This is a genomic window from Mariniflexile litorale (assembly GCF_031128465.2).
GTDB lineage: Bacteria > Bacteroidota > Bacteroidia > Flavobacteriales > Flavobacteriaceae > Mariniflexile > Mariniflexile litorale.
Genome location: NZ_CP155618.1, coordinates 934091 through 955540, shown reverse-complemented (window position 1 = coordinate 955540; position 21450 = coordinate 934091). Strand labels below are relative to the sequence as shown.

The following is a 21450-nucleotide window of genomic DNA, read 5'->3' as shown; positions in this document are numbered from 1 at the left end:
CATAAAAAAAGCGCCTAACTTTTTAGTTAGGCGCTTTTTTTATGTGGTTAATTCATGGCCATTGGAGGAAGTGAAGCGGGCACAATATTTTCTACAGGATTTATACTTTTAAGATAAGCAAAAATCGACTTTAAATCATCGTCTGGTAAATTGCTATATGATTGCCAAGGCATTGGAGGTAATAATGTTCTGCCCGTATCCAAACCTTTATATTTCCCTTCTTTTATAGATTTTAAAAACTGAGATTCACTCCAAGATCCAATTCCAGATGCAGCGGGCGTTAAATTAGCAGCAAAGGATGTGCCCCATGGACCCGTAGCCGATGTAAGTCCCATATTTAATAGAACATATGATTGGGCTGTTTTTTGGTCGTATTCAGGTAATTTTTCATTGGCCGGATGTCCAGAAAGTAATCGGTCTATGTCTAGAGTTATCCCTTGTTCTGTAAACTTTTTTGGTGTATGGCAGTCATGACAACCAATTGCATTTACTAAGTTTTCTCCTCTTTTAATAGGGTCTAAGGTTACTGGTGAACTAGGTTCGTATTCAAATGTGGCTTTATCCTTTTTATTTGAATTACAGGAATACACTACAACACAAAGTGTTGCGATAATAAATAAAGAATTTGTTTTCATTTTTTGACTGGTTAGTGTTTGATAATTATTTGTTTGGAAAGAATAGTTAGTACGTATTAATTAAATTGTAGCTTTATACTAAATGTGTTGTAGGTTTTTTACTCTTGTAATTAGATAGTTGTTTATAATCCATGTGATTATCTATACCGTCAAATTCACAAAGTAGGCAGATAACAGCAGAAAGTCCGTTAAATAATAAATCTTTATCTGTAGGATTCTTAGGCTTTTTATGTTTATGATGAAGTGGAATTTGGTAACCACAAGCTTTTAAAAAGGTCGATTCAATGTGTAATAATTCTGAAGGAGTATAGCCATTAAATTTACGACCAAATGATTGGTGTACATTTCCAATATAATTTAATTCTAATGAACCATGATGGTCTGAAAGGAGTTTCCAACTATCTGTATTATCTAAAATATTCCCAACGGCACATTGTTTGCAACATTCTGGATGCAATTCGTTAGTAAGAAATGCTTTGTAAAGTTTTTTTATAGCTAAATCGAATCTTTTCATAGCTTAAAAATTTCATTTCTAAATTATTTAAAAATTTTCATATAACCTAAAAAAAGTTAGAACACTAAGCCTATAACAAATTGAAACATAAGGATTAACAAGGCAGCCGAAATTATATTGATAAAAATACCCACTCTAGCCATGTGTCCCACTTTAATATAACCACTGGCAAATACAATAGCGTTAGGAGGTGTAGCCATTGGTAACATAAAAGCGCAGCTACTGGCTATTGTAACAGGTATTAATAGATAAAGAATTGGAATATTTAGGCCCATAGCAATTCCTGCTACAACTGGAGCTAAAACAGCTGTTAGTGCTACATTGCTCATTAACTCAGTCATAAAAAGCATTAGGATTATTAAAAGAGATGCAGTTAGTAAAATACTAATATTACTACTAGAAATTATTGCTGTAATAATATCGACTATACCACTAGTAGACATCCCGTTTGCTAATGCTAAACCACCACCAAATAAAATTAAAATGCCCCAAGCCAATTTTTGGGTATCATTCCATTGTAAAATAAAGTCGCCCTTTTTTAAATTAAAAGGAATTACAAAAAGCGCCAATGCCCCAAAAAGACTAATCATAGTATCTGATAAATCAAGATTAGGAATAAGCGTATTTATAAGACTTCTAAAAATCCAAAGAAATACAACAACACAAAATACGATAAGAACTTGCTTTTCCTTTGAAGAAATTTTTCCTAGTTTTTTCAATTCTAAATCAATCACTTCTTTAGAAGCGTTAAACTTTAAACCCGTGTTCGGGAAAAAGCATTTTACGAGTATAAAGTAAATAATAGTAATTAATAACACCGAAAAAGGTAATCCTATAAGCATCCATTTAAAAAATGAAATTTCAATGTGGTATTCATTTTCAAGTAAGCCAATTAAAATGGAGTTTGGTGGCGTACCTATAACGGTTGCAATACCACCTGCATTGGCAGCAAACGCAATACCTAACATAACGCTTATAGCGAAATTTTGGTCGTTTTTTGTATAACCATCGGCATCATCAATAAGCAGTTGTATTACCGACATGGCAATGGGTAGCATAAAAACCGTGCAAGCAGTGTTGCTTATCCACATACTCATAAAGCCCGTAGCAATCATGAACCCTAGTACGACTTTGTTGGGTGTCGTCCCTGTTTTTTTTATAATACTTAAGGCAATTCGCTTATGAAGATTTACTTTTTCAAGCGCCAAAGCCAAAACAAAGCCACCAAAAAATAAAAAGATAATTGGGCTTCCATAGTTAGCTCCAACAATTTCAATAGGCATGACTTTAAAAAGCGGAAATAATAATAAAGGCAATAATGCAGTTACCGAAATAGAAACGGTTTCGGTAATCCACCAACAAACCATCCACATTGCCGTTGCTATAACAGTATCTGCATGGTTAGAAATAATATCAAAAGGTAAAAATTGGACAATAATGAATAAGATAGGACCTAAAAAAAGTCCTATTTTTTTTGAAGTTGGTTGGTTACTCATATTAATATTTAGCTGTTACTTAGAATTTTTAAAGTTAAACAATTTTAATATTGAATTTTTATTATAAATTTCATAGGCATAGATTGAATGACCTTCGTCTATAATATTCTTTTAAAAATTAAACATGATGATTTCGGTAAAATATTATGAGATTTAACAGTCTCATGTTTTAAATTTTTGGAATGTGGGGATTGACCAAAGCGAAAAGAGCTAAATAAAAAATATAAAACTTATTTTTTAAAGTTGCCTTTGGTTGTGTTAATCTAATTTTTTCATAACTTCTTTACTGGCATCTGTATTACTTAAAATAAGATATTTTTTGGCAAGGTTAAGATTGCCATTTTTTATATATGCTAAACCTAAATAGTAATAAGCATTCTGTAAAAATGAAAAATTAACATTTGGTATTTCTATTGTTTTTTCTAAAAAGGGGATGGCTCTATCTATATTTTTATTTGCTAAATATGCCACACCTAAAAAATAATTTAGTGTGTCATTATTTGGCTTTTTATTTCTTAAATCTTCCCATTTATTAATGGCTAAATCATAATTTTCATATTTGTAATGTGCCATGGCATCATAAAACTCATAATTGTTTTTGCTGTCTATAGGCATTGACAATGCAGGAAATGGTTTAAAATATGTAGCATAGATTTTTTTATTTGGTGATCTACTAAAAAACCAAATACTACTAATGGCGATAATTATGGCAGTAGTAATGGCTGTTTTACTAAAAAACAAATAGCGCAATTTTTTAGGGTTAAATGTGAGTGTTTCCGTATCAGCTTTTTTTTCATGAAAGGTATTTAATGGTTCTAACGATTGCGTTTTATTACCAAGAAGTATCATTTTAATATCTTCTACCTGTGTTTTAAATTCAGAATCAATTTTAAGATAGTCATTAAAATCTTTTAATTCATCAGGCTCCATAGTGCCATTAATATAACGCTCTATAGCTTCAAATAATTCTGGTGATATGTTGCTGTTATCTTTCAATATTTGGGATTTTATTGAAGGTAAAACCATAGTTCGAAATTTTTCCGTGTGTTTATTTATATAAAAAGTTTCATCTAATTATTTAATTCTGCAACATTTTTGCAACGATTAATAATGATGTTAGAGTTTTATAATTGTAATAAGTTGTAAATGAGTGTTTTTTATTGGTAGTTTTTCTAGATTAAAAATCTATAGGAAATATACGAATTTTAAGATAATTACACAATTCTGAAAATTATTTTAAAGGGTATAAAATTATTGATGTTTATAACAGTTCTAATGCAATAGCATGATGAATAATAAAATAATGATTTGTATGATGATTGATTTGTCTAACATCAAAACAATTAAAAAATGTTATTATCAATCAGAACATTTAATATATTTTTGTACTATGAGTAAAGCACTTACAGAGCAAGAATTACATAATTTAGCAATGAATCATGTTGGAAAAGATTTAGAACAGCGTGGTTTTGAGTTTATAGCTATCAATAGCAAATTAAAAAAGCATCCACAATTTGTGTGTATAGATAAAAACAAGCAATATTATTTTGTAATTGTGAGAGCAGTTATTTTACCAGATAACCCAAATAATTACGACATGGTTTGGATGGAAGCCTTTAAAAAGCATGCTAGGGAAAAAGAGGCTAAAGTACTTTATGCTGGTGTTGGTATTGGCAATATAGCTAGTGAAAAGGAACCTATTTATTTAAATCAAGATTATCTGCTAGAATATAACGGCATACAGGTTTTAGAAACTAATTTGAACTAGTGGTAAATATGAAAATAAGATACAACCTACTTTTATTCGTCCTTGTGTTTTCTTGCACTCAAGAGCCCATTAATACAAAGCTTTCAGGATCCGTTTTTGGGACTAGTTATTCTATAATTTATAATTCTGAAATTAATTATCAAATTCAGATTGATAGTCTGTTTTCTGTAATAAATAAATCGATGTCTACTTATCAAACAGATTCCGATATTTCTAAACTAAATAGAAATGAAGATAGTGTGGTAGATGTTCATTTTTTAAAAGTTTTTGAAGCTTCAAAAGAAATCTATAAACAAACTAACGGTGTTTTTGATCCCACAATTGGCGCTGTTGTAAATGCATGGGATTTTGGTCCTGAAGGTAAAATTGTAAATTTAGATAGTTTGAAAATTGATAGTTTGATGGTATCGGTTGGTTTAGATAAAGTAAAAAGGCATGATAATAAAATTATAAAACCAGTAGGAACTTTTATAGATTTTAATGCCATCGCAAAAGGCTATGGAGTAGATGTTATTGGTGAGTTTTTAGAAAGCAAGCATATTAAAAATTATTTGGTTGAAATAGGTGGTGAAATACGCGCAAGGGGAGAAAATGTTGAGAAAAAATCACTTTGGAAAATAGGAATTGAAATGCCACATTTTGATAACGAACAATCAATTTTAGAAGCTATCGAAATACATGATGAAGCCATGGCAACTTCTGGAACTTATAGAAAATTTAAAGTGGATAGTGATGGTAACCGTTACGCGCATATAATTGATACAAAAACAGGGTACCCAAGTAAAACCAATCTTTTAAGTATTTCAGTAATTGCCGAAAAATGTATGATAGCTGACGCTTATGCAACCGCTTTTAAAGCTATGGGAATAGAAAAAGTGAAAACCTTTCTACAAACACACCCTGAACTTAAAGTGTTTCTTATTTTTGAAAATGATAAAAAGGAATTGGAAACCATGTCTTTAAATGGGTTTCTAGAAGTTTAAATTATTTATAGACAATAGGGATGATTTCACCTTTAGCTAAACAGTATTTTACAATATCAGCTTCTGATAGTTTGGAAGTATAATTAACTTCTTCAACCTTAAAACCAATGCTTCTTAGCTTATCAAAATAGTCACGGCCATAAACCCGTACATGGTCGTATTGCCCAAATATTTTTGCCCGTTCTTTTTTGTCTGTTATCGAATTGTCTTCAAATGTTTTTTCTCTAGATAAATCTTGCGGAATTTGAAAAATACCCATGCCACCAACTTTCATCACTCTAAATAATTCTTGCATGGCTTTCGTATCGTTTGGAATATGTTCTAAAACATGGTTGCAAAGAATCACATCATAGGTGTTGTCATTAAAGGGTAGATTGCAAATGTCTGCTTTAACATCGGCAATAGGAGAAAGTAAATCGGTTGTTGTGTAATCTAAATTTTTCAGATTTCTAAAACGTTTTAAATAGCATTGTTCTGGAGCGAAATGAAGTACTTTTTTTTCTGCTGAAAAAAAGTTTGTTTCGTTTTTTAAATATAGCCAAAGTAACCGATGGCGTTCTAAACTTAAGGTAGATGGTGAAAGCACATTGTTTCGCTGTGTTCCATAGCCGTATGGTAAAAAGCTTTTGAAACTTTTACTATCAATAGGATCTGTAAAGTTGTTTCCTTTTAAAATGAAAGCTAAAACAGGACGAATAACATAGCTAAACCTAATAAGTAAGGGTCTAGGTATAGTGTTCAGAATTATTTTAAAAAGTTTTTTCAAATGTTTCTAGTCTTCAATTTTTGTAGGTGTATCAATTAAACTGGCAATGCTATCCCAAAGTGCTATGCGGTGTGATAAGGCCTCTCTCGCAATTTGTAATGTTTCTTGCCATTTGGTGTCATCATTACCACATAATTCTTCCATCATTTTTAAGGAAAGTGGGCCATGTTCATCACCATCTAATTCAATATGCCTATTTAAATAATAGGTCAATTTACTATAGGAATTATCCCTTACTTTTGATTGATTGATAATTTGAAAAAATATGTCTGGGATAACATCTTCTCGCCCAAAGGTAAATGCCGAAGCAATAAGATGAGGTTTATTCGTTTTAATAATATCAAAAGTAAATTGAATAAATATCAATGTTTCTGAATGTAATTTAACTTTTAAAGCAGCATCTCTTATCGTCACACCATCTTTAATGTAGTTAACAAAGTGTCTTATTTGTTTCGTATTTGCATCTATTTGCTGCATGGCATCTAAATACATTTCGTAATGGCTTTTTGGTTCACTTAATTCATTCACATCACTTTCTTCACCTAATACAATTTCATTAATAAATCGTGCGGTTGATGGATTTGCTACTGGTACCCAAGGTAAAGTTATAGTCGTTAAATGGTTTTGAAGCGCTTTTAAAAGCGACATAAAATCCCAAACAGCAAAAACATGCTGTTCCATAAAAGTTTTAATATCGTCTAAAGATTTTAAAGCACTATATAATTTATGATTGTTAAGCTGAACTCTTAAAGGTTCAAGTTCTTTTTCAATAAATGAGATTTGTTTCATGGAAAACTATAAAACCAAAGTTTTTTGTCTGAATTCATCTTCTTCGTTCGAGGTTATTCCCAGTGCTTCATATATATAGGCAAAGGTTGAAAGTAATTCTGGTTTTCCATCAACAATAGCAACATCATGCTCGAAATGCGCACTTGGTTTATTGTCTAAAGTGGTAATGGTCCAACCATCGTTATGCTGTTTAATGCGGTGTGTTCCCATATTTATCATAGGTTCGATGGCGACTACCATGCCTTCTATAAACTTCTTCCCTCGTCCACGTTTACCATAATTTGGCATTTCAGGATCTTCGTGCATTTTTTTACCTAAACCATGGCCAACCAGTTCCCTTACAACACCATAACCGTGATCTTCACAGTATTTTTGTATGGCATAGCCAACATCACCTACACGATTGTTTGCTTTAAATTCACGAATACCCACGTACAAAGATTCTTTAGTAACTTGAAGTAGTTTTTCTGTTTCTGAAGCAATTTCTCCAATAGCAAATGTATAGGCATGATCACCATAAAAACCATTTTTCAAAGCGCCACAGTCAATAGAAATAATATCACCCTCTACCAAAGGGGTGTTATTTGGAATACCGTGTACCACTTGTGTGTTTGGACTCATGCACAATGTATTAGGAAAATCATATAGCCCTAAAAATCCAGGAATAGCCCCATGGTCTCTAATACAAGTTTCGGCAATTTTATCAAGTTGTAAAGTAGTAACACCAGGTTTAATGGCTTTTGCAACTTCACCTAAAGTTTTCGATACTATTAAGGCACTTTCGCGCATTAATTCTATTTCTTCTTTTGTTTTTACTATAATCATACTTAAAAAATAATGGCAAAGTTACTTAAAATGTAAGTATTTGCTTTTTGGTTACGTGGAAGGGCTTTTTATAATTTATTTAAAGAGATTGAAAAAGCCTTTCTTTTTTTCTATTTGTGGAGGCGTGGTATTGGTAAGCATTTGGTAAATCTCACCCCAACCTAAAAGTCCACCAATATTTCTGTCATCTATAAATAAATCGGCATGAATTTTTCTACTTAATTCATTGCTAAAGGTTTCTTCAGGAAAACTTTTGTTTACTGCATAAAAGTGGATGCCGTTTTCTTCGCAAAAACGAACTGCTTCGTCTAATTTTATGCCACTTCTGTAAGTCCATAAAATAAGACGATGTCCTTTTTCTTGAAGTTTTTTTAACGTTTCGAAGGCAAACATCATTGGTTTTCCTATTTGAGGATAGGCATCTTCAACAATAGTACCATCAAAATCGACTGCAATAATTAAGTGTTCGGTGAATTTCATTTAAAATATAGACTTGAGGTTTGGGAAAAAGTACAATAATTTACTTTCTGTATACTTATACCAACGTGTGTCGTGTCATGGTTTTTGGTTGTTCAATTCCTATTAATTTTAAAATAGTTGGAGCGACATCCCCTAATACCCCATCTTTAATAGATTTTAAATCATTATCAATTAAAATTATAGGAACAGGGTTTGTGGTATGTGCTGTATTTGGTGATCCATCAGGGTTAATCATGGTTTCACAATTACCGTGGTCTGCTATAAGTAGCGTAGTATATCCGTTTTCGAGCGCAGCAGTTACTACGTCTTTTACACATACATCTACAGTTTCGCAAGCTTTAATAGCAGCTTCCATAACACCAGTATGTCCAACCATATCGCCATTTGCAAAGTTTAAACACACAAAGTCTACTTCACCTTTTTGTAATTCGGGTATTAAGGCATCTCGTAACTCGTAAGCACTCATTTCTGGTTTTAAATCGTAAGTAGCTACTTTTGGCGAGTTTCGTAAAATACGGGTTTCACCTTTAAAAGGTTCTTCACGTCCACCAGAGAAAAAGAAGGTCACGTGTGGGTACTTTTCGGTTTCTGCTATTCGAATTTGTTTTTTATTGTGCTTTTCTAAAACTTCTCCTAAGGTTTCAGTTAAATTGTCTTTATTAAAAATAACATTTACGTTTTTATAGGTGTCATCGTAGTTTGTAAACGTTACATAATATAAATTTAATTTATGCATGTTTTGTTCGTGAAAATCGGTTTGCGATAAAGCTTCGGTTAATTCACGTCCACGATCTGTTCTAAAATTAAAAAAGATAACAACATCACCATCTTTAATTTTGGCAACGGGTTCACCTGCTTTATCAACCATAATAATAGGTTTGATAAATTCATCGGTAACATCATTTTCATAATTATTTTGGACTGTTTTTGTGACGTTAGTCGATTTCTCTCCAACACTATTTACTAGCCCATCATAAGCTAGCTTAACACGTTCCCAACGATTATCCCTATCCATAGCATAATAACGTCCAGTCACGGTTGCTAATTTGCTATTTGTGTTTTCTAAATGATTTTCTAAGGCGGTTAAGAAACCAAATCCAGATTTTGGATCAACATCACGACCATCTGTAAAGGCATGTATATAGGTGTTTTTAAGACCAAAATCATTAGCAGCATCAATTAATCCAAATAGATGATTGATGTGGGAGTGTACACCACCATCACTTAACAAACCTAAAAAATGAACGTCTTTATTGTTTGTTTTGGCATAGTTAAAAGCATCAACCAAAACTTTTTCGGTGTTTAAAGTTTTGTTTTTAACAGCTAAATTAACTTTAACCAAATCTTGATACACAATTCTACCTGCGCCCAAATTCATGTGACCAACCTCGCTGTTTCCCATCTGTCCTTCAGGTAAACCAACGTGTAAACCATCGGTTCTTAATGTTGCAAAAGGGTATTTTTTATATAAAGAATTTATAAAAGGAATATTAGCATGATCGATAGCTGAAACTTTTGGATCTGGAGAATTTCCCCAACCATCAAGTATCATTAAGATGACTTTTTTGTTCATTTGTTTAAAAATTTAAATAGCATCCAAAGATACTGAAGTTTGACAGAATAAGATTAAAAACTATGCGAAAAACTATTGTGAATATTGATTTTTAAAAGAAACTTAATAAATATTGAATCTGTTAAAAATATGTGAATGAAACGTTAAAATCTTTTATAAATCATTTTTCGTGTAACAGAATACATTTTTGGTCGTCTCTTTAGTATATCATAAAACGAATCATTAATCAAATTAAAATCTTTCATCATGAAAAAAACAATCATTTTCTCTGCAATCGCATTATGTTTCTCTTTAGGAAGTGTATATGCAAAAACAACCAATCTAAACGTTGAAAATCAAAACGTAGCAACTGTTTTTAAAGTAAATTCATTTTGTGTTTCTATTGTTAAAGGCGATTTAGAAACGGTAAAAAAACTATTGTCGTTAGGTGAAGATGTGAATCAGAAATCTAATGGTATGACCCCAGTTATGTATGCTGCGAAGTACAACCGAACTGAAATTTTAAAACTTTTAATAGACAAAGGCGCTAATTTAAAAGCAAAATCTGATAAGAATAAAACAGCTGCCGATTATGCGAAATTACACGGAGCTACAGATGCTTATGCCATTATTGAAGAAGCATTATCAAAAAAATAATTAGAATTTATAAAATTATTCTGAGTTAGTCAATCTTAAAAACCCTGTATATCAGGGTTTTTGTATTTTAAAGTTTTGTGCATAACATAATGCAAGCCTATATTTTTTATATTGAAAGATTCTCCAATAATTTTATAATCCATTTTTTTGTAAAAACTCTCAGCATTTTCTCTGGCATTGCACCAAATGGTTTGAATGTTCTGTTCTTTTAATAAGTTCTCTCCATAGTTTAAAATCAATTTACCTAAACCAATATTTTGATATTCGTTTAAAATAGCCATGCCTCTTAATTGGTATTGAAATGCTTCGGGAAGTAATTGGTTCTTGTTTTTAAAAAAAGAACAAACCCCCACCAATCTATTTTCGGTATAAATGCCTAAGTGAAAAGTGGTATTCAAATCATCACCATCAAAAACACAAGATTCTATAGGTTTTCCACTTCGCAAAACAGGATGTCTAATTAAATAAGTGTCTCTTGTAGATATGTGTTTTATTATGTAATTCAAAATCTCGCTTATTGAAGAATATATTCAAACTTAAACAAATTATTTTTTTGATGAATTGAACATTCTTAAATTATTTATCTTCACATAAAAAAAGGGATGTCTTTTATGTTTAAAATTATTGAAAAGGAAGAGATACATACAATAATTCCTTTGGTTGAAAAATTGAATGATTATAAGATTTCTGTAAATGTTTTAAAAGGACGTTTTAATGAAATGGTGACTCAAAATTATGAATGTGCTGGTATTTATGATAATGACACATTAATAGGTGTTTGCGGCTTATGGTTTTGTACAAGGCATTATTCGGGTAAAAGTGTAGAAGTGGACCATGTATATATTGATGATAATTATAGAGGAAAAGGTCTAGGGAAAGATTTTTTCACATGGATTTATAATTATGTTATTCTAAAAGGTTATGAATCAGTTGAATTGAATACTTACGTTAACAACTATGCATCGCACAAATTTTATTATAATGAAGACTTTAAAATTTTAGGTTATCATTTTTTAAAAAAGTTGTGATTTTTGTTGAAAGTTAAGAAACTGTTTTTATATATTTGCGCCAGAAATGCGAGAGTAGCTCAGTTGGTAGAGCGTCAGCCTTCCAAGCTGAATGTCGCCGGTTCGAACCCGGTCTCTCGCTCTGAAAAGCTTCATAGAAATATGGAGCTTTTTTTATTTTAAATGGTTTAGCTCTGTACCCGTTTTAATTTCGTAAGGAGCTTTGTTATATTCAAAAACACGAGCCGTTAGAGTTCCTTTTAAAATGATAGAACTATCTTTCACCTGCAACCAACTGCCTTCACGTAAACCAATAACTGGAGGCGTGTTGTAATAATGAAACTCTTTTATTCTGGTTTCTCTGGTTTCTCCCATATGAGTGCTATTGAAATCGGGGTCTAAATAATGCGGGTTGATATTGAAAGGTACAAACGCCAAAGCATTAAAACTTGACGGATATACAATGGGCATATCGTTAGTAGTTTTTATGGTGAGTCCACAAATATTACTTCCTGCACTGGTTCCTAAATAGGGTGTGCCATTTTTTACTACAGTTTGCAACGTTTCAATTAGATTATTTTTATAAAGTTGGTTCGTTAGCACAAAAGTGTTGCCACCCCCAACAAAAATAGCTTGAGCATTTTTTATGGCTTCTTGTGGGTTGTCAAATTCGTGAATCCCTTTTACGGTTTTGTTGATTTTCGCAAAAGTTTCGCCTGCTTTTTGGGTGTAATCATTATATGATATTCCCCCCGGTCTTGCATAGGGAATAAATATAATAGTGTTTACGTTTTTAAATAAAACGCTTAGTTCTTCTAAAAGATATTCTAAATATCCGCTTCCATGAATGGTTGAAGTGCTAGCAATAATTAAATTTTTCATTCATTTAGTTTATTTGCTAAAAATAATCAATTGGGGGTTTTAACAAAAGTTTAAATCCGTTTTTCATTTTATTTAAGAGTTTGTATGCGTTCTTTATTGCGCTAAACCAAAAATATGTCAATCATTAAGGAGAGTCTTGTTGTTGTTTTTATTTGCTTTTGCCAATCGATACTTTCACAAACGGTAGAGATTTCGGGAAAAGTAGATAGTGAGATTGATTCAGAAAACATTCATGTTATTAATAAAACAGGACTAGTTTTTACTATAACGAATAGTAAAGGTGAATTCAAAATTTTGGTAAGTTTAAATGATACACTTAGTTTTTCGTCTATACAGCATCAGCCAAAAATAGTGGTTGTGGATAAAAATATGCTGCTGTTTAAAGCGATGAGAATCACTTTAGATGAGCAAATTAACGAGTTAGACGAAGTGTTGGTAGGTAAAGTGCTTACAGGAAATTTACTTTTAGATATTACCAATGTTAAAGGTGACGCACCCATTAATTTTTATGATGTTGGTATTCCAGGTTACACAGGTAAGCCAGCAACACAAAGCGAAAGACGTTTAAGTGAAGCTTCAAGTTTTAATCCAAAAGCAGGTGGCTCATTAGGAGGAGTGGGAGGCTCTGTATCGGCAACGGCTATTATAAATGCTATTTCAGGACGAACAAAAATGTTGAAAAACAGAGTAGAAATAGAAATGAAAGAAGAGTTAATGCAAAGTATAAAAGGACGTTTAGCCAAAGATTTTTTTGCATCAAACCCTATGGAAGACGATTTAAAAATGGACTTTTTTTATTTCTGTGCCGATGATGAAAACTTTATTAAGTACTGTAAAAATGAAACCGATTTTAAAATATTAATCTTCTTGAGGCATAAGTATAAACAGTATATGAGTAATTTCAAACCAAATGGACAATAATTTTTCGGAATACTTTTTGAAACAACTATTTAAAAATAATTACTTTAGCAAATAAATACTTAAATGACTTACATAAAATGGCTATTAATGCTCTTGGTATTGCCTCTTTTTGCATTCACTGTTATTCATAAGTATTATATAAGTGTAACTCAAATAGATTATTTACAAAATAAACAATCGGTTCAAGTAACAACAAGAATATTTATTGACGATTTTGAAAAATTACTAAGAGAACGTTATGACGAAACCATAACCTTGGCAGGTAAAAATGAACCCACTACTGCCGATTTATATATAGAGCGTTACTTAAAAGAAAAAATAAAAATAAAAATAAATAATAAAGAAGCGAATCTGTCTTTTATAGGTAAAGAATATGATGTAGATATTGTTAAATGTTATTTAGAAATTGAGGGTGTTAAAAAAATTGAGTCGTTCGAAATTAGTAATGAAGTGCTATTCGATTTGTATAGCGAACAACAAAACATCATTAAAACAAAAATTCATGCACAGCAAAAAAGTGTTATTCTTATTCCTCAAAATAAGAGTGCTTTGTTAAAATTCAATTAAAAAAAGTTAATTATTTTATTATTCTTTATGTTTTTCGGTTTTTTGTAACAATAAAATAATTATTATTGCAATAAGCTGTTGTTTTTTTAATACATAAAAATTTATAATGATAGAATTCAAGTTTTATTTTTTGTCAATATTTTTTATATCGACATCGTTGTTTTCTCAAAATCAAGAAAATCAAGAACGCAAACCAGGGCATACCAATACTAATAAATTTAGACAGTTGTATGACGAGTTTGCTACGCCAAACATGTATAGGTCGGCTTCTGGAGCTCCAGGTTCAGCATACTACCAACAGCAAGCAGATTATAAAATGGATATTGTTTTAGATGATAAAAACACAAAACTTTCTGGTTTTGAGGTTATTACATATTCTAATAATTCGCCAGACGATTTAAAATATCTATGGGTTCAGTTAGATCAAAATAAACGCGCTAAAGATTCTAAAAGTCCTTTAATAGAAGAGAGTAGTGTGTCTCAGGTAAAAAGACCAGAAGAGTTTGTCAAGGACTACTTAACGGATCCTTTTGATGGGGGTTTTAACATTCAAGAAGTAAAAGATACTAGTGGCAATGATCTTCAATACACTGTTAATAGAACAATGATGCGTGTAGAATTGCCCAAAATATTAAAATCTGGAGAAAAGGTGTCATTTTCAATTAAATGGTGGTACAATGTGAATAATCATCTAACCGATAGAGCACGTTCTGGGTACGAGTTTTTTGAAAAAGATGCTAACAGAGCTTATGTAATAGCACAATTTTTTCCAAGAATGGCAGTGTATAATGATGTAGAAGGATGGCAAAATTCACAATTTTGGGGACGCGACGAGTTTGCACTTCCATTTGGTAATTATGAAGTGAATATTACTGTGCCAGCAGATCATATTTTAGATGGGACAGGAGAATTAACCAATAGAAAAGACGTGTTTTCTAAAACGATGATGGATCGTTACGAATTAGCAAAGAAAACATACGATAAACCTGTTTTGATTGTTACACAAGCCGAAGCCGAAGCTGCCGAAAAAAACTTTTCAGATAAAACTAAAACGTGGAAGCTAAAAGCCGAAAACGTACGCGATTTCGCTTTCGCCACATCCAGAAAATTTATTTGGGATATGATGGCTGTTAAAATTGGTGGTAAAGATATCATGGCCGTTTCCATGTATCCAAAAGAAGGAAATCCGCTGTGGGAAGAGTGGTCAACTAGAGTTGTAGCCAGTACTTTAGAGTCGTATTCAAAAATGACTTTCGATTATCCATACCATAAAGCCATTTCGGTACATGCTAAAAATCAAGGGATGGAATACCCAATGATTTGCTGGAATTATGGGCGTCCAAATGAAGATGGTACTTATAGTGATCGTGTTAAGTATGGTATGATGGGGGTTATCGTACACGAAGTTGGGCATAACTTTTTTCCTATGATTGTAAATAGCGACGAGCGACAATGGACTTGGATGGATGAAGGTTTAAACACATTTACCCAATACGTAGCCGAACAAGAATTTGGAGAAAAATATCCTTCAGCATTATCCCCAGAAGATAAAACGTTTCCATCCGATCGTGGTCCTGCTCGTATGATAGTTCCTTATATGGGAGGCAATCAAGATTTTATAGCACCTATTATGAGTAAAGGTCTTAATGTATACCAATTTGGTAACAATGCTTATGGTAAACCTGCTACAGCACTAAATATTCTTAGAGAAACAATTATGGGACACGAGTTGTTTGATTATGCATTTAAAGAATATGCGCGTCGTTGGATGTTTAAACACCCAACACCAGAAGATTTTTTTAGAACGATGGAAGATGCTTCTGCCATTGATTTAGATTGGTTTTGGAGAGGTTGGTTCTATACCACCGATTGGGTAGATATAGGCATTAAAGAAGTTAAAAAATACTATGTATCATCAGAACCGAATCAATACATAAAAGATTATTTAGAAAAAAATAACCGAAAAATAAAAGACATTGTGCCTTTAGTTTATATGGTTGAAGAAGGAAGTGAAGATTTTAAAGAGAACATGAAAACGGGCTCTCTATTAGATAATTCTAAACCACTTAAAGAATATTTAATGGATAATTTTACAGAAGCTGAGCGTAAAAATATTAAAAAACCAAAATACTTCTACAACATCACATTTAATAAACCAGGAGGTCTTGTAATGCCAATTATAGTAAAGTATTCTTATGCAGATGGTACTTCAACAATGGAAACCTATCCAGCCGAAATATGGCGTTTAAATGATCATGAAGTTACTAAAGCAATTGCTTCAGAAAAAGAAATTACAGCTATTGAAATTGATCCTAATTTAGAAACGGCCGATATTGATACTTCTAATAATTCTTGGCCAAAAACAGATGTTACGACTGATTTTGATAAATTTAAAGAAAAAGTTAAGAATAAATAATTTTTAAAAAACCAACTCGTTAAGTTAGTTTTTTTTTATTTTTTTAACGCTGCAATTTTTAAAAGTAATCAAACAACTTACTATATTTGCATTGTGATACTACAAGCTACATTTTTATTTATTAGTGGTGCAGAAATAGCTTTTGTGCTATTTATTGTCGTTATGGTTTTTGGCGCCGATAAGGTGCCTGAAATAGCACGTAACTTAGGTAAAGGTATGCGCACGCTTAAAGATGCTACCAACGATATTAAGCACGAAATAACAAAAACTGCCGATAAAAATGGCATCGATACTAGTATTGTTTCCGATGTTCAAAAACAATTGGATAGTGTTAAAGATGATATAGGAGACTTCACTGGGTCTGTAAAGAGAAAACTTTAAAACACTTTCAATTTTTATTTGGGCGTACCACAAGGGGCGGGCTTTATACTATATCTTTTTTTTGTGCCTCAAAAAAAGATGTTTTTTCAAATGTGAAACATTCACGATTTCAAAAATTTAACAATAAAATAGATGAGTAGTCCCTAACGCAACTTAGCAGTAAACAACAATCTTCTCAAAAAAATAATCTATTCAGCTATAGTTTCCTGCTAATAGTCAAACCATCTCTAATCGGTAATAAAACCGTTTCAATTCTTGGGTCTTCTTTTAAGAGCGTATTATAATCTAAAACGGCTTTTGTTGAAGCATCTTTGGGGTCTAAAGGCTCAATCACTTTTCCATGCCACAATACATTATCTGATAAAATGATGCCTCCAGGATTTAACTTATCTATAATTAAATGAAAGTAATTAACGTAGTTCGGCTTATCAGCATCAATAAAAATTAAATCGAAGGTTTTGTCTAGCTTTGGAATAATATCTAAAGCATTACCCAAATGCTGAAAAATTTGATGCCCATACTTAGATTTGTCAAAATATTTTCTCTGAAAATCGATTAATTCTTCATTAATATCAATAGTATGCATTTCTCCATTGCTTTTTAAACCTTCGGCTAAACATAATGTAGCATAGCCTGTAAAGGTGCCTAGTTCTAAAATAGTTTTAGGTTGTATTAATTTAGAAATCATGCTTAGTACACGTCCTTGATAAGGGCCGCTTAGCATAATAGGTTGCAATATTTTTTGGTAAGTTTCACGGGTAAGTTGTTGTAATAATTTTGGTTCAGCTTCAGAGTGTGATACAACATAATCATCTAAATCTTCAGGTAAAAAATACATATTAAACGAGCCTTAAAATTAAAACTCGAAAGTATTACATTTTATTTATTCATTGTAACATCTGTCTTCTTTTTAATTAAAAGGACCTTTATTGCAATTTGTAAAGTGTATTAGCAGTTCGTCTGAAATTCATTTTAATTACAAAACCTATAAAGTTTATTTGTGGTATAAATACTTAAATTTACAATCATGAAAAAAATTATCTTATTACTTTTAATTGTTATTGCTATTCCAATTATAGTTATTGAAGACACTAGTAAAGATTATGATTATTACGGTTCCAATTATCCAGATTTACCAAAAGATGAAAATTGGGAGATTTTAAAGAATACCATTTTTAATAGCGGCTTCAATCAAAAAATGATACTACAAAGACATCATGGACCTGTTCTAATTTCTCTACACGATGCATCTCCTAAAGATAGTGCGCTTGTAAATAGAGCTATTTTAAAATTAAAAACACTTTTTCCCTACAAAAAGATCAATTATTTTGAAGATTTCACAGGAGTGGGTATTGGTGCCAATTACGATGAAAAAAACACTATAGTTAAAGGTTATAATTTAGGGGGGCTTGAATCATTCGCTATTAATCTCTATTTTAATGATTCTTTAAATATCAATAAAAACCTATCGAAAAAAAAAGAAATTGAGACTAGTATCGATAGAGAGTTTACTTATTTAGCAGGGTATAAAGGAGAACCTAATTTCTCAGGACTTTGGAAACCAAAAGTGTATTTTGATTTTAAAGAAAATACAGGTATAAATACTGAAACAAGAATCATCGAATTTGGTTTGATAAAAGTTTTAGCTTGTAAAAATGAATTTCTTGGAATGTTGGATATGTATGAAGTATATACCGCTAATGAAGAGCGAATGGATGAAATAAGATTCATCTTTAAAAAACTCTACACTCCAAATATTTTTACAGATTTTAAAACGTATTTATACAAAACGTATCCCTGGCGTTACGCAAGTAATTTTTTAAACAAGCAAAAAACAGCCGTTTTAGCAACTTGGTTGGGCACTTCATTAATTATTATTTTAGGCTTATTGGGTTTCGGGTTACTATATAAAAAGAGTTTTAAGTATAGCTATCTAAACTATTTTTTACCCATTCTGTTTTTTATGATAACTGTTTTGTATGGGTATAAATTGTATCATTTTATAACGGTGCCCACTAGTTTTGAACATTGGCGATCATATATTAGTATTCATGTTTTATTTGTAATTATAGGAGCTTTTGCAGCATTGTTTTTAATGTTATTTGATAAATATATTATTAAATGCGACATGGTTTTTACTACGCAGTTGATTTTAAAAACAGGGTTTACACTTTTAGTATGTCTATCGCCTTTAGTGGTTGTTTATTTGTTAGAAGGTCATCATAATTCAGAATGGCATCAAAAAATGTATCAAATAAATCCTATTTTACTGTTTATGTTTGCTTTTACTTTAGGAAGAAGTCTTTTATTGTATCTCGATCATTTCTCAGAAAACCTAGTGAAGCAAAAAGATGTTGAGTTAAGCAAGCTAAAAGAGTTAAATGCACAAGCAGAAGTTAATTTGTTACAATCTCAAATAAACCCACATTTTTTGTATAATGCTTTAAATTCTATAGCAAGTTTAGCACAAACCGATGGTGTTAAAACCGAAAAAATGGCATTATCTCTTTCAGATTTATTCAAATATACCATCAATAGAAAAGGAGAAAAGGAAAGTACATTAAAAGATGAAGTGGAGATGGTTAAAAACTATTTAGACGTAGAACAAATTCGTTTTGGTGATCGTTTAAATTTTAATATTGAAGTTGATAAAGCTATTGAAAACATGAAAATACCTATGTTTTTAATTCAGCCATTAATTGAAAATGCAATAAAGCATGGTATATCAAAAACCCAAAATTCAGGATGTATAAGCTTAATCATCAAAAAAGTTGAAGATAATATAGTCATTAAAGTGAAAGATAATGGCCCAGATTTTCCAGACGGATTAGTAAGTGGTTATGGTTTGCAAACCGTTTACGATTTATTACAATTAAGTTATGGGGGTCAAGCAGAACTCAGTTGGCAAAATACCCCCGAAAAACAAATAATGATTACTATTAACAAGATGACTTAAGCAGATGGATACAATATATTCTACTATAATAATTGACGACGAGCCGCCAGCGAGAATGCGGTTAAAAAAGCTGCTTGGTAATTTTTCTGAAAACATACATATTATTGGTGAAGCCCAAACAGGCGTTGAAGCGAGGGACATGATCAATACCTTAAAGCCAGACCTTATTTTTTTAGATATAGAAATGCCAGGATTAACAGGTTTTGAGTTGTTAGAAGCTATTGAACACATGCCAATGATTGTGTTTTGTACAGCATACGATCAATATTCATTAAAAGCTTTCGAGACTAATAGTATTGATTATTTGGTTAAACCAGTTCGTTTAGAGCGTTTAGAAAAAACCATTGAAAAGTTAAAAGGCTTTAAAAAACATGCAAACGAAACGAGCAATCTTTTAAAATTAGTAAAAACCTTAACGGCAGAAAAGGATAATAAACCTATGACGTCTATCACAGTAAGAAAAGGTGATAAGCTTATTTTTGTAAAACTGGGAGATATCACTTATTTTGAAGCTGAAGAAAAATATGTGACAATTTACACCTCAAAAGGACAATTTATTACAGAACATTCTTTAACCCAATTACAAACTAAGTTGCCCGATTATTTTTTGAGAATCCACAGAGCTATAGTTATTAATACTAATTATGTTGAAGAGGTTCAAAAGTATTTTAATAGCCGTTATTCTATCAAACTAAATAATAAAGGAATAAAAACGGTTGTTTCCGGCAGAAGTTATTTAAAAGAAATAAAAGATTGGTTAAAGTTCTGCTAGGCTAAAATTCTATTTATTAATTTTTGTTTAGCAGTTTGGTCGTCGCCACAAAGCCATTGTATCACGTTGTCTTGCCAAATAGCATCGCGTTCAATCTCAGTTACTATGTTTTGTTCGACGGCCAAATCTAATATTTTTCCAGGATAAGATGATTGTTCAGTACTTTCCATTTCCCCTAAAGGATAAGGATCATCTAGCCCCATCAGAACCTGTTTTGATCCTTGGTTTTTGATTAGTAATTGTAAGCCTCCCGTATCATGTACCAAGGTGTCAAAGAAAATATTTTTATGTCCAACAGCTTTTCTTGGGTGACTTTTACCTTCAAATAAATCGGGTCGGCCATCAAAACCTTGAATACGTCTTCCTAAATTAATTTGAGCTAATTGACCACCGTGAGCAAAACAAGTGCGCATATTCGGGTATTTTTCTTGATAGCCATTCAAAGTTAAAAAATGGTAAGCATCGGCACATTGTGCCAACATCCAAATAAGGTGAAATCGCCACGACGTATTTTCTAATTTAATGAACTTTTCACCATCGTATGGATGAATTTCAACGGCTAAATTATATGTGTTCGCCAATTCAAAAATAGGTTCATTTTCTTCATCAAAAATGCAGCGCCATGTACCTATAGTGTCCATGTAATGTGTGGGTAAACAAAGTAGTTGCATACCGTGTTCTTCTACACAACGTGTAATTTCCCAGCAAGCACCTTTAACAAATCCAGGATGTACCACAAAACCACAGGTAAACTTACTTGGGTTATTTTTTTGGATACGGGCATTAAAATCATTTTGAAAACGTAAAGCCTGTTTCATTTCTTCCACCCTTAGCCCATTACCATAGAGTTGTGAGAGGTTTAGAACCACAGCATGATCTATATTGAAGCGAGCCATCCATTCCAACTTTTCATCTAGAAAGAAACTAGAATGGGTTACAGGTCGACTCCAATCTTTCTGAAGCATGAATTTCCGATCTTTATCCACCCAAAAAATACCTTTTTCACGCATAAAATCGGGTATTTCTTCTGGATAAGGTAGTAAATGTGAGTGACCATTAATACGAAGTTTGCGTGTCATAAAG

At 31.7% G+C, this 21450-nt stretch carries 23 protein-coding genes and 1 tRNA gene; 11 read left to right on the top strand and 13 right to left on the bottom strand.

Annotated features, from left to right (window positions below; translation table 11 throughout):
* Window positions 1–47 precede the first annotated feature (47 nt).
* The 4 genes from QLS71_RS03855 to QLS71_RS03840 all read right to left on the bottom strand — a co-directional run bounded on the left by QLS71_RS03855 (window position 48) and on the right by QLS71_RS03840 (window position 3641).
* Window positions 48–635 (bottom strand): diheme cytochrome c-553, encoded by a 588-nt coding sequence (locus tag QLS71_RS03855; RefSeq protein WP_308990597.1) that lies wholly within the window; start codon window positions 633–635, stop codon window positions 48–50.
* Window positions 636–708: 73 nt separating this feature from the next.
* Entirely contained in the window at window positions 709–1149 is a 441-nt protein-coding gene (locus tag QLS71_RS03850; RefSeq protein ID WP_308990596.1) for a Na(+)-translocating NADH-quinone reductase subunit F, read from the bottom strand.
* Between the two features lie 56 nt (window positions 1150–1205).
* Window positions 1206–2645 (bottom strand): DASS family sodium-coupled anion symporter, encoded by a 1440-nt coding sequence (locus QLS71_RS03845; protein WP_308990595.1) that lies wholly within the window; start codon window positions 2643–2645, stop codon window positions 1206–1208.
* 258 nt (window positions 2646–2903) lie between these two features.
* Window positions 2904–3641 (bottom strand): tetratricopeptide repeat protein, encoded by a 738-nt coding sequence (locus QLS71_RS03840; RefSeq protein WP_308990594.1) that lies wholly within the window; start codon window positions 3639–3641, stop codon window positions 2904–2906.
* 394 nt (window positions 3642–4035) lie between these two features.
* Here QLS71_RS03840 and QLS71_RS03835 point away from each other — a divergent pair, with 394 nt between their 5' ends.
* Together QLS71_RS03835 and QLS71_RS03830 are read left to right on the top strand one after the other, a co-directional pair.
* Complete coding sequence (locus tag QLS71_RS03835; RefSeq protein WP_308990593.1) at window positions 4036–4413, top strand: Na(+)-translocating NADH-quinone reductase subunit F; 378 nt, start codon at window positions 4036–4038, stop codon at window positions 4411–4413.
* An 8-nt stretch (window positions 4414–4421) separates the two neighbouring features.
* On the top strand, window positions 4422–5396 hold the full coding sequence (locus QLS71_RS03830) for an FAD:protein FMN transferase (RefSeq protein WP_308990592.1): 975 nt from the start codon (window positions 4422–4424) through the stop codon (window positions 5394–5396).
* A 1-nt stretch (window position 5397) separates the two neighbouring features.
* Here QLS71_RS03830 and QLS71_RS03825 read toward each other — a convergent pair whose 3' ends face one another.
* The 5 genes from QLS71_RS03825 to gpmI all read right to left on the bottom strand — a co-directional run bounded on the left by QLS71_RS03825 (window position 5398) and on the right by gpmI (window position 9829).
* Window positions 5398–6162 carry a class I SAM-dependent methyltransferase gene (locus tag QLS71_RS03825; protein ID WP_308990591.1) on the bottom strand — a complete coding sequence of 255 codons (765 nt, stop codon included), beginning with the start codon at window positions 6160–6162 and terminating at the stop codon, window positions 5398–5400.
* 6 nt (window positions 6163–6168) lie between these two features.
* Entirely contained in the window at window positions 6169–6951 is a 783-nt protein-coding gene (locus QLS71_RS03820) for a DUF3050 domain-containing protein (protein ID WP_308990590.1), read from the bottom strand.
* 6 nt (window positions 6952–6957) lie between these two features.
* Window positions 6958–7776, bottom strand: a complete 819-nt coding sequence (gene map, locus QLS71_RS03815) for a type I methionyl aminopeptidase (RefSeq protein WP_308990589.1) — start codon at window positions 7774–7776, stop codon at window positions 6958–6960.
* Between the two features lie 75 nt (window positions 7777–7851).
* Window positions 7852–8256 carry a BT0820 family HAD-type phosphatase gene (locus QLS71_RS03810; RefSeq protein WP_308990588.1) on the bottom strand — a complete coding sequence of 135 codons (405 nt, stop codon included), beginning with the start codon at window positions 8254–8256 and terminating at the stop codon, window positions 7852–7854.
* 55 nt (window positions 8257–8311) lie between these two features.
* Window positions 8312–9829 (bottom strand): 2,3-bisphosphoglycerate-independent phosphoglycerate mutase, encoded by a 1518-nt coding sequence (gpmI, locus tag QLS71_RS03805; RefSeq protein ID WP_308990587.1) that lies wholly within the window; start codon window positions 9827–9829, stop codon window positions 8312–8314.
* Window positions 9830–10075: 246 nt separating this feature from the next.
* Here gpmI and QLS71_RS03800 point away from each other — a divergent pair, with 246 nt between their 5' ends.
* On the top strand, window positions 10076–10465 hold the full coding sequence (locus QLS71_RS03800) for an ankyrin repeat domain-containing protein (RefSeq protein ID WP_308990586.1): 390 nt from the start codon (window positions 10076–10078) through the stop codon (window positions 10463–10465).
* A gap of 35 nt (window positions 10466–10500) precedes the next feature.
* Here the strand turns inward: QLS71_RS03800 and QLS71_RS03795 are convergent, their stop codons facing one another.
* Window positions 10501–10971, bottom strand: a complete 471-nt coding sequence (locus QLS71_RS03795; protein WP_308990585.1) for a GNAT family N-acetyltransferase — start codon at window positions 10969–10971, stop codon at window positions 10501–10503.
* Between the two features lie 105 nt (window positions 10972–11076).
* On the opposite strand from QLS71_RS03795, the gene QLS71_RS03790 reads away from it, so the two are divergent.
* Together QLS71_RS03790 and QLS71_RS03785 are read left to right on the top strand one after the other, a co-directional pair.
* Entirely contained in the window at window positions 11077–11493 is a 417-nt protein-coding gene (locus QLS71_RS03790; protein ID WP_308990584.1) for a GNAT family N-acetyltransferase, read from the top strand.
* Between the two features lie 48 nt (window positions 11494–11541).
* Window positions 11542–11614: transfer RNA gene (locus tag QLS71_RS03785), tRNA-Gly, on the top strand.
* Window positions 11615–11646: 32 nt separating this feature from the next.
* Here the strand turns inward: QLS71_RS03785 and pepE are convergent.
* On the bottom strand, window positions 11647–12354 hold the full coding sequence (gene pepE / locus QLS71_RS03780) for a dipeptidase PepE (RefSeq protein ID WP_308990583.1): 708 nt from the start codon (window positions 12352–12354) through the stop codon (window positions 11647–11649).
* Between the two features lie 114 nt (window positions 12355–12468).
* Between pepE and QLS71_RS03775 the strand changes: the two genes are divergently transcribed.
* From QLS71_RS03775 to QLS71_RS03760, 4 genes are all read left to right on the top strand, one after another.
* Window positions 12469–13275 carry a hypothetical protein gene (locus QLS71_RS03775; protein ID WP_308990582.1) on the top strand — a complete coding sequence of 269 codons (807 nt, stop codon included), beginning with the start codon at window positions 12469–12471 and terminating at the stop codon, window positions 13273–13275.
* Window positions 13276–13338: 63 nt separating this feature from the next.
* Window positions 13339–13842, top strand: coding sequence for a DUF6702 family protein (locus QLS71_RS03770; protein WP_308990581.1), 504 nt, complete (start codon window positions 13339–13341; stop codon window positions 13840–13842).
* A 106-nt stretch (window positions 13843–13948) separates the two neighbouring features.
* A complete protein-coding gene (locus QLS71_RS03765) occupies window positions 13949–16258 on the top strand; it encodes a M1 family metallopeptidase (protein ID WP_308990580.1) in 2310 nt (769 codons plus the stop codon).
* Between the two features lie 93 nt (window positions 16259–16351).
* Window positions 16352–16639, top strand: coding sequence for a twin-arginine translocase TatA/TatE family subunit (locus QLS71_RS03760; protein ID WP_308990579.1), 288 nt, complete (start codon window positions 16352–16354; stop codon window positions 16637–16639).
* Window positions 16640–16835: 196 nt separating this feature from the next.
* Here QLS71_RS03760 and QLS71_RS03755 read toward each other — a convergent pair whose 3' ends face one another.
* Entirely contained in the window at window positions 16836–17477 is a 642-nt protein-coding gene (locus QLS71_RS03755) for an O-methyltransferase (protein WP_308990578.1), read from the bottom strand.
* Window positions 17478–17666: 189 nt separating this feature from the next.
* Between QLS71_RS03755 and QLS71_RS03750 the strand changes: the two genes are divergently transcribed.
* Window positions 17667–19595 carry a histidine kinase gene (locus tag QLS71_RS03750; protein ID WP_308990577.1) on the top strand — a complete coding sequence of 643 codons (1929 nt, stop codon included), beginning with the start codon at window positions 17667–17669 and terminating at the stop codon, window positions 19593–19595.
* Between the two features lie 4 nt (window positions 19596–19599).
* Window positions 19600–20367: a LytTR family DNA-binding domain-containing protein gene (locus tag QLS71_RS03745; RefSeq protein ID WP_308990576.1), complete on the top strand. Its 768-nt coding sequence runs from the start codon at window positions 19600–19602 to the stop codon at window positions 20365–20367.
* Here the strand turns inward: QLS71_RS03745 and QLS71_RS03740 are convergent.
* Window positions 20364–21446 (bottom strand): amidohydrolase family protein, encoded by a 1083-nt coding sequence (locus QLS71_RS03740; protein ID WP_308990575.1) that lies wholly within the window; start codon window positions 21444–21446, stop codon window positions 20364–20366. The genes QLS71_RS03745 and QLS71_RS03740 overlap by 4 nt on opposite strands.
* Window positions 21447–21450: the final 4 nt, after the last annotated feature.

Bases quoted from the DNA above. Each gene is read 5' to 3' on its own strand.
- QLS71_RS03765 (WP_308990580.1), top strand. From the start codon at position 13,949: ATGATAGAATTCAAGTTTTATTTTTTGTCAATATTTTTTATATCGACA.
- map (WP_308990589.1), bottom strand. From the start codon at position 7,776: ATGATTATAGTAAAAACAAAAGAAGAAATAGAATTAATGCGCGAAAGT.
- QLS71_RS03740 (WP_308990575.1), bottom strand. From the start codon at position 21,446: ATGACACGCAAACTTCGTATTAATGGTCACTCACATTTACTACCTTAT.
- QLS71_RS03750 (WP_308990577.1), top strand. From the start codon at position 17,667: ATGAAAAAAATTATCTTATTACTTTTAATTGTTATTGCTATTCCAATT.
- QLS71_RS03755 (WP_308990578.1), bottom strand. From the start codon at position 17,477: ATGTATTTTTTACCTGAAGATTTAGATGATTATGTTGTATCACACTCT.
- gpmI (WP_308990587.1), bottom strand. From the start codon at position 9,829: ATGAACAAAAAAGTCATCTTAATGATACTTGATGGTTGGGGAAATTCT.
- QLS71_RS03790 (WP_308990584.1), top strand. From the start codon at position 11,077: ATGTTTAAAATTATTGAAAAGGAAGAGATACATACAATAATTCCTTTG.
- QLS71_RS03850 (WP_308990596.1), bottom strand. From the start codon at position 1,149: ATGAAAAGATTCGATTTAGCTATAAAAAAACTTTACAAAGCATTTCTT.
- QLS71_RS03800 (WP_308990586.1), top strand. From the start codon at position 10,076: ATGAAAAAAACAATCATTTTCTCTGCAATCGCATTATGTTTCTCTTTA.
- QLS71_RS03830 (WP_308990592.1), top strand. From the start codon at position 4,422: ATGAAAATAAGATACAACCTACTTTTATTCGTCCTTGTGTTTTCTTGC.
- QLS71_RS03810 (WP_308990588.1), bottom strand. From the start codon at position 8,256: ATGAAATTCACCGAACACTTAATTATTGCAGTCGATTTTGATGGTACT.
- QLS71_RS03845 (WP_308990595.1), bottom strand. From the start codon at position 2,645: ATGAGTAACCAACCAACTTCAAAAAAAATAGGACTTTTTTTAGGTCCT.
- QLS71_RS03775 (WP_308990582.1), top strand. From the start codon at position 12,469: ATGTCAATCATTAAGGAGAGTCTTGTTGTTGTTTTTATTTGCTTTTGC.
- QLS71_RS03820 (WP_308990590.1), bottom strand. From the start codon at position 6,951: ATGAAACAAATCTCATTTATTGAAAAAGAACTTGAACCTTTAAGAGTT.
- QLS71_RS03770 (WP_308990581.1), top strand. From the start codon at position 13,339: ATGACTTACATAAAATGGCTATTAATGCTCTTGGTATTGCCTCTTTTT.
- QLS71_RS03855 (WP_308990597.1), bottom strand. From the start codon at position 635: ATGAAAACAAATTCTTTATTTATTATCGCAACACTTTGTGTTGTAGTG.
- QLS71_RS03835 (WP_308990593.1), top strand. From the start codon at position 4,036: ATGAGTAAAGCACTTACAGAGCAAGAATTACATAATTTAGCAATGAAT.
- pepE (WP_308990583.1), bottom strand. From the start codon at position 12,354: ATGAAAAATTTAATTATTGCTAGCACTTCAACCATTCATGGAAGCGGA.
- QLS71_RS03745 (WP_308990576.1), top strand. From the start codon at position 19,600: ATGGATACAATATATTCTACTATAATAATTGACGACGAGCCGCCAGCG.